The 10,315-nt window shown below is 66.7% G+C and carries 14 protein-coding genes; 7 read left to right on the plus strand and 7 right to left on the minus strand.

Annotated elements, in window-relative coordinates; translation table 11 throughout:
* The 3 genes from V6M48_RS02640 to V6M48_RS02650 all read left to right on the plus strand — a co-directional run.
* Positions 1 to 537: HAD-IA family hydrolase (locus tag V6M48_RS02640; RefSeq protein ID WP_332810973.1), on the plus strand; the 537-nt coding region annotated here is incomplete at its 5' end.
* Positions 534 to 773 (plus strand): hypothetical protein, encoded by a 240-nt coding sequence (locus V6M48_RS02645; RefSeq protein WP_332810974.1) that lies wholly within the window; start codon positions 534 to 536, stop codon positions 771 to 773. The genes V6M48_RS02640 and V6M48_RS02645, both read left to right, overlap by 4 nt.
* Entirely contained in the window at positions 770 to 1,477 is a 708-nt protein-coding gene (locus V6M48_RS02650; protein WP_332810985.1) for an ATP12 family chaperone protein, read from the plus strand. The genes V6M48_RS02645 and V6M48_RS02650 overlap by 4 nt, the downstream gene beginning before the upstream one ends.
* A gap of 185 nt (positions 1,478 to 1,662) precedes the next feature.
* Here the strand turns inward: V6M48_RS02650 and V6M48_RS02655 are convergent, their stop codons facing one another.
* Together V6M48_RS02655 and gmk are read right to left on the minus strand one after the other, a co-directional pair.
* On the minus strand, positions 1,663 to 2,244 hold the full coding sequence (locus tag V6M48_RS02655) for a hypothetical protein (RefSeq protein ID WP_332810975.1): 582 nt from the start codon (positions 2,242 to 2,244) through the stop codon (positions 1,663 to 1,665).
* Between the two features lie 82 nt (positions 2,245 to 2,326).
* Positions 2,327 to 2,959, minus strand: coding sequence for a guanylate kinase (gmk, locus tag V6M48_RS02660; protein WP_332810976.1), 633 nt, complete (start codon positions 2,957 to 2,959; stop codon positions 2,327 to 2,329).
* A gap of 27 nt (positions 2,960 to 2,986) precedes the next feature.
* On the opposite strand from gmk, the gene V6M48_RS02665 reads away from it, so the two are divergent.
* Positions 2,987 to 3,568, plus strand: a complete 582-nt coding sequence (locus V6M48_RS02665) for a DUF2585 domain-containing protein (protein WP_332810977.1) — start codon at positions 2,987 to 2,989, stop codon at positions 3,566 to 3,568.
* Positions 3,569 to 3,658: 90 nt separating this feature from the next.
* Positions 3,659 to 5,287, plus strand: a complete 1,629-nt coding sequence (locus tag V6M48_RS02670) for an FAD-dependent monooxygenase (protein ID WP_332810978.1) — start codon at positions 3,659 to 3,661, stop codon at positions 5,285 to 5,287.
* Positions 5,288 to 5,300: 13 nt separating this feature from the next.
* Here V6M48_RS02670 and V6M48_RS02675 read toward each other — a convergent pair whose 3' ends face one another.
* The 5 genes from V6M48_RS02675 to V6M48_RS02695 form a co-directional block, all read right to left on the minus strand.
* The gene (locus V6M48_RS02675) at positions 5,301 to 5,717 is read right to left on the minus strand and encodes a DUF6165 family protein (RefSeq protein ID WP_332810979.1); all 417 of its coding nucleotides are present in this window, start codon (positions 5,715 to 5,717) and stop codon (positions 5,301 to 5,303) included.
* Positions 5,714 to 6,613, minus strand: a complete 900-nt coding sequence (locus V6M48_RS02680; protein WP_332810980.1) for a hypothetical protein — start codon at positions 6,611 to 6,613, stop codon at positions 5,714 to 5,716. The genes V6M48_RS02675 and V6M48_RS02680 overlap by 4 nt, the downstream gene beginning before the upstream one ends.
* Before the next feature lie 86 nt (positions 6,614 to 6,699).
* The gene (locus V6M48_RS02685; RefSeq protein ID WP_332810981.1) at positions 6,700 to 6,879 is read right to left on the minus strand and encodes a hypothetical protein; all 180 of its coding nucleotides are present in this window, start codon (positions 6,877 to 6,879) and stop codon (positions 6,700 to 6,702) included.
* Positions 6,880 to 7,060: 181 nt separating this feature from the next.
* Positions 7,061 to 8,452: a class II fumarate hydratase gene (fumC, locus tag V6M48_RS02690; RefSeq protein WP_332810986.1), complete on the minus strand. Its 1,392-nt coding sequence runs from the start codon at positions 8,450 to 8,452 to the stop codon at positions 7,061 to 7,063.
* Between the two features lie 176 nt (positions 8,453 to 8,628).
* Entirely contained in the window at positions 8,629 to 9,111 is a 483-nt protein-coding gene (locus tag V6M48_RS02695) for an SspB family protein (RefSeq protein ID WP_332810982.1), read from the minus strand.
* Positions 9,112 to 9,257: 146 nt separating this feature from the next.
* Here V6M48_RS02695 and V6M48_RS02700 point away from each other — a divergent pair, with 146 nt between their 5' ends.
* Positions 9,258 to 9,635, plus strand: a complete 378-nt coding sequence (locus tag V6M48_RS02700) for a histidine triad nucleotide-binding protein (RefSeq protein WP_332810983.1) — start codon at positions 9,258 to 9,260, stop codon at positions 9,633 to 9,635.
* Between the two features lie 108 nt (positions 9,636 to 9,743).
* The coding region (locus tag V6M48_RS02705) for an amino acid permease (protein ID WP_332810984.1) at positions 9,744 to 10,315 on the plus strand (572 nt) is incomplete at its 3' end.

The following is a 10,315-nucleotide window of genomic DNA, read 5'->3' on the forward strand; positions in this document are numbered from 1 at the left end:
CGGCGGGTGGTCGGGCTCAGCCTGGTCGAGGCGATGCGCGCGATGCTGCCCGGCGCCGATCCCGACCTGCACCATGCGCTCGCCGAGGATTACAAGCTCGCGTTCCACCGCCTGCGCGACAATGGTCTGGTCGACGAGCCGCTCTATCCCGGTGTCGCGGAGACGCTTGCCGCGCTCGACGAAGCGGGCTGGCTGCTCGGCGTCGCCACCGGCAAGTCGGATCGCGGGCTGTCGCTGTGCCTCGAGCGGCACGGCATCGCACCGCATTTCGTGACCCTGCAGACCGCCGATCGCCATCCGTCCAAGCCGCACCCGGCGATGATCGAAGCGGCGCTCGCCGAGACCGGCACCGAGCCCGGACAGGGGATGATGATCGGCGACACGAGCTATGACATCATGATGGCCAAGGCCGCCGGGGTGACCGCGGTCGGAGTCGCCTGGGGCTATCACGAGCGCGAGGAACTTCTCGCGGCCGGTGCGGATTACATCGCCGAGCACCCGTCGGACATCGTCGGTTTGATCAAGGCTTTCGCATGAACCCAGAGCTCCCGCCCAGCGACACCACGTGGCGCAACCGCTTCATCGCGATCAACCTGGTGCGGATCGGCGGAACATTGCTGGTCCTGATCGGCCTGCTCGCCTGGCAGACCGACTGGCTGCGCGAGGAGGGCTGGATCGGGCTCGGGCTGCCGCTCGCCCTCGTCGGCCTGCTGATCAGCTTCGGCGGCCCGCGCTGGCTCGCGGCCAAATGGCGCACCCCGCCCGGACGATGAAGCGCTTCTACAAGGACGTGTCGGTCGAACCGCTCGAGGACGGCTGCCAGATCCTGCTCGACCGCCGGCCGGTGCGCACGCCTGCGCGGCTGCCGCTGAGCCTGCCGAGCCTGGCATTGGCCGATGCGGTCGCCGAGGAATGGCGCAGCCAAGGCGAGGAGATCGACCCGCGGACGATGCCGCTGACCGGCCTCGCCAACGCGGCGATCGACCGCGTCGTGCCCGACCCCGCCGCCTTCGCGCGCGGTCTTGCCGCTTATGGCGAGAGCGATCTGCTCTGCTATCGCGCCGAAGGTCCCGAGGCGTTGATCGAGCGCGAGGAGCAGCTTTGGGATCCGTTGCTCGCCTGGGCGCGCCACCGTTTCGACATCGATTTCGAGATCACGTCGGGCATCCTCCATCGCCCCCAACCCAAGCGCACCACCGAGCAGCTGGCGCGCGCGGTCGCGGCCAAGGATGCTTTCGTGCTCGCGGCTCTGTCGCCGCTGGTGACGATCAGCGGCTCGCTGGTCATCGCGCTCGCGCTGGTCGAACGCGCAATCGATCTCGACACGGCATGGTCGGCGGCGACGGTCGACGAGGCCTGGCAGGCGGAGAAATGGGGCGAGGATTTCGAAGCGACCGCGCGGCTCGAAGCGCGCCGCAAGGAGTTCGCCGCGGCCCACCGCTTCGTCGAGCTCCTGGAGGAGCGTGCCGACGCGTGAAGCTCCGGTCCCGAAGGCGGGACCGCTGCAAAAGGTGCCGAGTCACTCAAAAACCGTTCGGCCTGAGCTTGTCGAAGGCCTTTCCTTCTCTGAGCAAGAAGGAAAGCGGTTCGACAAGCTCACCGCGAACCGAGTTTTGCAGCGGTGCCGAAAGCGGGAGTGGCGTACCCGGCGGCAGGAGTGGATCAAAGATCGCTGGTCGCACCGGCGGGAGCGGCCCGCGCTGAGGCCTTCGGGAGCAGCTTCAGGATGATGAAGCCCGCGACACCTAACGAGATGCATTCGGCCACGAACATGTAGATCGCGTAGCCCCACGCTTGATGGAACCAGATCGGTTCGCCGAACCGCAGATATCCAACCGCAGCGACGACGAAGAGGCCGAGGATCCTGGCCTGGTCGGCAAAGCGGACGATGTGGCGCGAGAGCAGATAGAGGCCGGCGGCCATCAGCAGCGCGACGATCAGCATGTGGACGAAGCCCGCGATCATCGCGCTGGAGCTTGCCGGCGCGAAGCCGTGGATATTGTAGTGGACGGTCGCGACCGGGCCGCGGCTGTACATCTCGCTCTGCGCGCGGGTGTCGCCGCTCGGCACGTAATAAGTGCCGGTGCCCGGCAGATGCGCGGCAAGCGCGCTCTGGACGGAGGCGGCCTGGATATCGTTTAGATTGCCGACCGCGAGTTTCTGGAGCGGCGTCACGAAGAAGATGAAGCCGATGATGAACATCGCGACGGCGGCCGCCACCGCTCCCACCACTGCGCGTGCCATATGATCTCCCTTGTTTTCGCCCTGTTTGGCGAGGGGGGGTAAAGCAAAGCGCGGCCGGAGGCAAAAGCCCGGCAGCGCCGGATCAGCCGATCAGGCCGCGGACGAAATCGTGGAGGCCGGTGCGGCGCGAGGCCTTGAGCCGCTCGGCGTCCAGGACCGCCTGGACGTTGGTGAGGCAGGCCGCCGCATCGTCGTTGATCAGGACATAATCATATTCCGCCCAGTGGCTGATCTCGGCGGCGGCGCGGGCCATGCGCCCGGCGATGACCTCGTCGCTGTCGGTGCCGCGCGCGCGCAGCCGCCGCTCGAGTTCGGCCATCGACGGCGGCAGGATGAACACGCGGACGATATCGGGATCGACCTGCTTCAATTGCTGGGTGCCCTGCCAGTCGATGTCGAGCAGCACGTCGCGCCCGCTCTCGATCGATTTGCGCACCTCTGACCTCAGTGTGCCATAGCGCCGGCCGAAGACGTGCGCCCATTCGAGGAACTCGCCGGCTTCGACCAGGCGGTCGAACTCCTGGTCGTCGACGAAATGATAGTCGCGCCCGGCGACCTCGCCGGGCCGCATTGGCCGGGTCGTGGCCGAGACCGACAGCGCAATGCCGTCGTCCGCCCCGAGCAGCAGGCGCGCGATCGTCGATTTCCCAGCGCCGCTCGGGCTCGACAGCACGAACAGCAGGCCGCGTCTTTTCAATTGGGAGCCTTGCGCCATAAGGGGCTAGTGCGGCGAAGGGGGCTCATGGTCAAGCACGGCAGGACAAAGCGGATCGGGCGACGGCACATGCTGGTCGCGGCACTGATCGTCGCGCTCGCCGCGGTCGCGCTGCACGCGATGGGGCGGCCGCTGATCTGCACCTGCGGCGAGGTCAAATTGTGGGCGGGGGCGGTCCAGAGCGCCGACAACAGCCAGCATCTCGCCGATTGGTACACACCGAGCCACATCATCCACGGCTTCCTGTTCTACGCGCTCGGCTGGCTGTTCCTGCGCCGCAACCCGCCCGGCGATCGGCTGGTGATGGCGGTGGGCATCGAGGCGGCATGGGAGCTGCTCGAGAACAGCCGTTTCATCATCGACCGCTATCGCGAGGCGACGATCGCGCTCGGTTATGCCGGCGACAGCGTGATCAACTCGGTGGCAGACATCGGCTGGATGGTCCTGGGCTTCGCGCTCGCGCGCCGGCTCCCCGTCCGCACGATCGTGATCATCGCCATCGGCTTCGAGCTGCTCGCCTTGTGGGCGGTGCGCGACAATCTCACGCTCAACGTGCTGATGTTGGTGGCGCCGATCGACGCGGTCAAGCAATGGCAGGCAAGTCTCTAAAAGCCGGGCAAAGTAGAATTTGCTCGAAGGTGTTGAAGTCGGATCGAAAGCGCTGAAGATATGGCGCGAACGATAGTGCGGGGAGCGAGGATGAAGAAAGCGCCAGGGCCGTTTGATGTCATCGTCGCAGGGGGCGGGCCGGTCGGTCTTTGCCTGGCGATCGATCTTGGCCGTCGCGGGGTCCGCACCTTGCTGATCGAGCGCAACAAGACGTCGTCGAAATGGCCGAAGATGGACCGCACCAACGGCCGGTCGATGGAATTCTTCCGAAGGATCGGAATCGCCGACCGGGTGCGCGCCTTGGGCTATCCCGGCGACGTTCCGCTCGACGTGTTCCTGATGAAGCGGTTGAGCGAGCCGCCCGTCGCCGTGATGCAATTTCCTTCCGTCGACGAATGGCGCCGCCGCACGGCGCTCTGCCATGACGGCTCGCTGCCGCTCGAGCCCTATCAGATCGTCGCGCAGAACAAGATCGAGCCGCTTCTCAAGGAGATCGCCCAGGAGACGCCCAACGTCACCGTGCGCTACGATTGCCCGCTGGTGAGCCTCGAGCAGGACGAAGATCGGGTCATCGTCCACACCCGCAGCTCGAGCGGCGAGGAGGCGGCCTACGAAGCCTCCTATCTTGCCGGATGCGACGGCGGCTCGAGCACGGTGCGCAAGCAGCTCGGCATCGCGCTCCATGGCCAGGGCAACATCCGCGAGCTGCGCCAGGTGGCCTTCTATTCACCCGACCTGTTCGAGAAGATCCCCTACGGAAAAGGCCGGCATTATTCGTTTCTCAGCAGCCATGGGGCGCTGATCGTCGTCCAGGGCGACCGCAAGGAATTCACGCTCCACACCGATTTGCCCGAGGGCACCGACTTCAAGCCGATCATCGCCGAACTGGTCGGTTTCCCATGCGACATCCATGTGCTTCATGTCGCCAGCTGGCGGCACAATCTGCTGCTTGCCGAGCATTATCGCGATCGCCGTGTCTTCCTGGCCGGAGATTCGGCGCATCTCGTCATTCCCAACGGCGGCCTCGGCATGAATACCGGCCTTGGCGATGCCTTCGACCTGTCGTGGAAGCTGGCGGGCCGCCTCAAGGGCTGGGGCGGCGAGGCGTTGCTCGATTCGTACGAGCAGGAGCGGCGCCCGGTCGGCGCGTTCAACGTCGACTCTGCGGGATGGGCGGCGGCCGGCGTGCCGCTCTGGCTGTCGCTGATCCGGCCCGAAGCGAACGAAGACACGCCCGAAGCGGCCGACCTGCGTCACGAGATCGGCAAGTCGTTCCTCGTCAATCACGGCCGCACGCACGGCATGCGCGGCGCCGAATATGGCTATTCCTATGCCGGCTCGGCGATCATCGCCGATGAAGAGGGCAATGAGCCGGTGTGGGACCGCAATGTCTATGTCCCGCACACCCGCCCGGGCGCGCGCGCCCCGCATATGTGGCTGCGCAGCGGCACGCCGCTCCAGGATGTGCTGGGCGACGACTATACGCTGCTGAGCTTCGCGGCGCCGGCAGGAGGGCCGGACGGCAGCACCGCCGCGCTGCAGGCGGAATTCCAGGCGCGCGGCGTCGGCCTGCGGATCCTCGCGCTCGACGAGCCCCACATGCGGGGCTTGTACGAGCGGGATCATTACCTGCTTCGCCCCGACCTCCATATCGCGTGGCGAGGCGACGAACTGCCCGGCGATGCCGCGGCGCTCGTCGATCTCGTGACGGGGCGCTGAGCCCTACGCGCGATCAAGGCAGCAGGGGGATGCTCTCGCGCACGCCGGAATAGGATTTCTCCTCGATCAATTCGGAGCGAAGGCAAAGGTTGATCGCGCGCTTCAGCGCCGCGCGGCGGTCGTTCTTCTTGTAGACCGCGCGCGCGAGCCGGATGAATTCGTCGCCGAACAGCGCCGCACATTCGGCTTCCCTGATTGCGTCCTCGATCTCCCACAACTCCTCGTTGACCGCGCGCAGTTGCGCAACGAGCGAAGCGACGTCGTGCTGGGACAGGCCCTCGGCGGCGATATCGAGCAGCAGCGCATGTTCCTTCGCGACATGGGCATGCGCCTCGCGCTCGGCGATCCGGGCAAGCTTGATCTCCAGGATCGTGATCTTGTCGAGCAGTTCGCCCCAAGAGACGGGCACGGCGGGGGTGGCAATGGTCATCCGCGTGCCCGCTGTTCGACGGCAAGCTCGCGATCGACGAGGGCGCGTTCGACCGCCTCGACGACCGCCGCCCAATCTCCAGGCCGCGGCTGCGCGAACAGGCGCATCGACGGGTACCAGGGGCTGGCGCTGTCCTCGGGCGACCAGCGCCAGTCGGGCTCCGCCTTGAGCAGCAGCCAGGTGGGCTTGCCCATCGCTCCGGCGAGGTGCGCGACCATCGTGTCCACGGTGATGACCAGATCGGCGGCGGAGGTGAGCGACGCGGTCGCCCCCATGTCGTACGGGCAGCCGCCCGGGTTCAGCACGGGAAGGTCGGTGGGCTCGGCGACCAGCGTGATGCAGCGCGCCGAGCGGCAGATCGATCCGAACAGCGAAGCGGGAACGTTGCGCTCCGGATCCCAGTCGCCCGAGGCGTAGCAGATCGCGATCGTGCCGGGCGGCAGCGCCGCCGGCGCGACGCGCAGATAAGGTGGCCGCGCGCGCGACGGCGGCTCGCGAAGCGCGCAGTCGAGCTCGGTGATCTCGATCTCGCATTCGGCCGCAGGCAGCGGAGCAGCCGGATCGAACGGGACGAGGCGGTCGATTCCGGGCATGCCCGCAAGCAGGCCGCAGAGACGCTCCTGCGCCTCGACCGTGACCGAGGCGGCGCGCGCGGCGAGGCGGGGCAGGTAGCGCGCGAACTGGATGGTGTCGCCGAGCCCGTGATAGCAGCGGACGAGCACGTGCCTGCCGTCGCATTCGGCGCCGTCCCAGACCCAGCGGAGATGATAAGGCAGCGCGGGATCGTCGCGCGAGGCCGGGTCGCGGCACGCATTGATCCTCTCGGCGATCGCCCACGCTTGCTCGAAGCGCCCGGCGCGCATCGCGGCGATCCAACATTGGTTGAGCCTGGACATTCGCTTCGCACTGTCGCTCAGTCGGACTGCTCCAATGACATGCGCCACCGGAAGCAGCTTTGGTTGCCCTTCCTTGCCCGTCGCCTTCAGGCTCCGCCGATGCCCTGCACGACCCGGCCGGTGCCTTCGCACTCCGGACAGGGCTTCTCGCCGAGCCTGCCGGTGCCGTTGCACCGCCGGCAGATGTTCTCGCCAGTCCCCGGAGTCCCCGGCGGCGCTTCGTCGCCGGGCGCGGATTCGGTCGAGGGACGATCGGCGTCGCTCATTGTCTGAAGCTCGCGCCGGTTGCCGCGCCGCCCGCGAGCAACGTCATTGCGGCAGCAGTGGCGGCCAAGACGAATTGCGGCATCGGCAGTCTCCGGTGGAGGTGCCGTGCCAACCGGGCAGCGCGCGGCATGTTCCGGCCCGCTTCGCTCAAAACGAAGCGAGATAACCTGGATCAGGCAATTATCTGCCGAGCATCGCCTCGGGCTTCACCACCCGGTCGAAGGTCTCCTCGTCGACCAGCCCGAGTTCGAGCCCGGCTTCCTTGAGGGTGAGGCCTTTCTCATGCGCGTATTTGGCGATCTTCGCGGCATTGTCGTAGCCGATCTCCGGCGCCAGCGCGGTGACCAGCATCAGCGAGCGGTTCATCAGCTCGCTGATCCGACGCTCGTCGGGCTCGAGGCCGTCGAGCGCGCGCTCGGTGAAGCTCTCCATGCCGGTGGCGAGCAGGTCGATCGAGCGCAGCACATTGGCCCCGATCAGCGGTTTGAACACGTTCAATTCCATATGGCCCTGGAGGCCGCCGATCGTTACGGCGACATGATTGCCCATCACCTGCGCGGCGACCATGGTCAGCATTTCGGCCTGGGTCGGGTTGACCTTGCCCGGCATGATCGAGCTGCCCGGCTCGTTCTCCGGGAGGCGAAGCTCGCCAAGGCCGCAGCGCGGGCCCGAGCCGAGCAGACGGATGTCGTTGGCGATCTTGGTCAAGGAGACGGCAAGCACGTTGAGCACGCCCGAGAATTCGACCAGAGTGTCGTGCGAGGCGAGCGCTTCGAACTTGTTGGGCGCGGTCTCGAACGGAAGCTGGGTGAGCTTGGCGATCTCGGCTGCGAACGCCTTGTCGAAGCCGGCCGGCGCATTGAGGCCGGTCCCGACCGCGGTGCCGCCCTGCGCGAGCTTGTGGAGGCGCGGCAGCACGCCTTCGACCCTGGCGATGCCGTCGCGCATCTGGGCGGCATAGCCCGAGAATTCCTGGCCCAGGGTCAGCGGCGTCGCGTCCTGCAAATGAGTGCGGCCGATCTTGACGATGCGGTCCCAGGACTTCGCCTGCGCATCGAGCCTGGCGTGGATCTTCTTGAGCGCCGGGAGCAGTCTCTTGTGCACCGCGCGCGCGGCGGCGACATGCATCGCGGTCGGAAAGCTGTCGTTGGACGATTGGCCCATGTTGACATGGTCGTTGGGATGGACCGGGCTCTTGCCGCCCTTCTTGCCGGTGAGGATCTCGTTGGCGCGCGAGGCGATGACCTCGTTTGCGTTCATGTTCGATTGGGTGCCCGAGCCGGTCTGCCAGATGACCAGCGGGAATTGATCGTCGTGCCCGCCCGCGGCGACCTCGCCCGCTGCCTGCTGGACCGCCTCGGCGAGCTCGGCGTCGATGTCGCCGAGCCGCGCGTTGACCCTTGCCGCCGCCTGTTTGACGAAGCCCAGCGCGTGGACGATCTCGATCGGCATCTGCTCGCGCTGGCCGAATGGGAAATTGTCGATCGAGCGCTGCGTCTGCGCGCCCCAATAAGCATCGCCGGGGACCTCGATAGGCCCGAAGCTGTCGGTTTCGGTGCGGGTGGTGGTGATCGAATTCATGGCTCTTCCTATCCCCTGGCCCTAGCTTGGTGGGCCCTATTCGCCCGGCCCTATCCACTCGGGTTGGGCGAATTTCAAGCCACGGCCGTTTGCTCGCTGATGATGTGTGGCGTGTAAGAGGATCCGGCGCCCTGGTGGAGGCCAGCCGGATTGAAAGACGGGCAGCCCTATTTCTTGCGGCTGAAGTCCACCGACACGACGTTCGAGCCATCCTCGACCGGCTCGGCGAGCGGGTGATCGTTCTCTGCCTGGTCGTGATCCTGCGGGCCGTGCGATTCGGTCTGGACCTGGAATTGCAGCGCGAAATTGACCGCCGGGTCGTGGAAACCGGTGACCGCGGAAAACGGGATCACGAGCTTGGCGGGCGCCTGGTTGAAGCTGAGGCCGACCTCGAACGTGTCCTCGCCGACCTTGAGATCCCAGAAGCGGTTCTGGATGACGATCGTCATCTCGTCCGGAAAGCGTTCGGCAAGATGCTTGGGGATGTCGACGCCGGCGGCGCGAGTCTTGAACGTGATGTAGAAATGGTGGGTGCCCGGAAGCGAGCCGGTCGCCTCGATCTGTCCGAGCACGCGTCCGACGACGGCGCGAAGCGCCTCCTGGACGATCTCGTCATAGGGAATCAGGCTGTCGGGCGTGTCGTCGCTCATGCCTTATCTGGTAGCGCCGAGCGCAATAGGGTCAAGCCGCTTGCGCTCGCCAGATGCCCATCGTTAAGCGAAAAAGCTTCAGCCACGGGAAGAGCTTGCCTGCCTTCCGCAACGGAAAGCAGGCGCGGAGCGAGGAAGGGACTGCCATGCCGATCGATGCGACCCGGCCCTATGACGACGACAATATCTTCGCGCGCATCCTGCGGCGCGAGCTGCCGTGCAAGCAGGTGTTCGAGGACGATCATGTCCTGGCGTTCCACGACATCAATCCGCTCGCGCCGGACCATATCCTCGTCATTCCCAAGGGGCGCTACGTGTCGTGGGACGATTTTTCGGAGCGCGCGCCCGACGAGGAGATCGCGGCGTTCGTGCGCGCGGTCGGCCGCATCGCGCGCGAGGCCGGGCTGGTCGCGCCCGGCTATCGCCTGCTCGCCAACGTCGGCGGCAACGGCGGGCAGGAAATCCCGCACCTCCACGTCCATATCTTCGGCGGAAAGCCGCTCGGGCCGATGCTGGCGCGCTAGGTGGGCCAATCGCCGCAGGCCGGCGATAGCGCTTGCGCAGGGCGATTTAGCGTTTAGGTTTCGCGAAGCGCGGGCACTGGCCGCCGGCGGAGGGTAGGGAGTTTGCTGATGGCGACCAAGGCACGCGGTGGTCTTCTTCCGCGCATGATGATGCGCAAATCGGTCGAGCAGGTTCAGCAGGAAACCGCCACCAGCGAGCTCAAGCGATCGCTCGGCCCATGGAACCTCGTCTTCCTCGGCGTCGGCTGCATCATCGGCGCCGGCATCTTCGTGCGGACCGGCAATGCCGCGGCGCTCCACGCCGGCCCAGCGGTGCTGCTGTCGTTCGTGGTCGCGGGCGTGGTCTGCGGCCTCGCCGGCCTGTGCTATGCCGAGCTTTCCTCGACCCTGCCGGTCTCGGGATCGGCCTATACCTATTCCTACACGACGCTCGGCGAGTTCGCGGCCTGGATCATGGGCTCGCTGCTGCTGCTAGAATATGGGCTCGCCGCCTCGGTCGTCGCGGTCGGCTGGTCAGGCTATATGGTCAGCCTGCTCGGCGACCTGGGCATCCACATACCGGCCGCGCTGACCGGGCCCGCCGGCCATGCCAAGACGCTCGGCGACGGCGCGGTGATCACGACCATCTTCAACCTGCCGGCGTTCCTCGTCTGCGTGGTGCTGTCGCTGCTGCTGGTGCT

This window comes from Sphingomonas sp. (assembly GCF_036677245.1).
GTDB lineage: Bacteria > Pseudomonadota > Alphaproteobacteria > Sphingomonadales > Sphingomonadaceae > Allosphingosinicella.

Excerpts from the sequence above, each read along its gene's own strand:
- V6M48_RS02645 (WP_332810974.1), top strand. The coding sequence starts at position 534 with ATGAACCCAGAGCTCCCGCCCAGCGACACCACGTGGCGCAACCGCTTC.
- V6M48_RS02650 (WP_332810985.1), top strand. The coding sequence starts at position 770 with ATGAAGCGCTTCTACAAGGACGTGTCGGTCGAACCGCTCGAGGACGGC.
- V6M48_RS02655 (WP_332810975.1), bottom strand. The coding sequence starts at position 2,244 with ATGGCACGCGCAGTGGTGGGAGCGGTGGCGGCCGCCGTCGCGATGTTC.
- gmk (WP_332810976.1), bottom strand. The coding sequence starts at position 2,959 with ATGGCGCAAGGCTCCCAATTGAAAAGACGCGGCCTGCTGTTCGTGCTG.
- V6M48_RS02665 (WP_332810977.1), top strand. The coding sequence starts at position 2,987 with ATGGTCAAGCACGGCAGGACAAAGCGGATCGGGCGACGGCACATGCTG.
- V6M48_RS02670 (WP_332810978.1), top strand. The coding sequence starts at position 3,659 with ATGAAGAAAGCGCCAGGGCCGTTTGATGTCATCGTCGCAGGGGGCGGG.
- V6M48_RS02675 (WP_332810979.1), bottom strand. The coding sequence starts at position 5,717 with ATGACCATTGCCACCCCCGCCGTGCCCGTCTCTTGGGGCGAACTGCTC.
- V6M48_RS02680 (WP_332810980.1), bottom strand. The coding sequence starts at position 6,613 with ATGTCCAGGCTCAACCAATGTTGGATCGCCGCGATGCGCGCCGGGCGC.
- V6M48_RS02685 (WP_332810981.1), bottom strand. The coding sequence starts at position 6,879 with ATGAGCGACGCCGATCGTCCCTCGACCGAATCCGCGCCCGGCGACGAA.
- V6M48_RS02695 (WP_332810982.1), bottom strand. The coding sequence starts at position 9,111 with ATGAGCGACGACACGCCCGACAGCCTGATTCCCTATGACGAGATCGTC.
- V6M48_RS02700 (WP_332810983.1), top strand. The coding sequence starts at position 9,258 with ATGCCGATCGATGCGACCCGGCCCTATGACGACGACAATATCTTCGCG.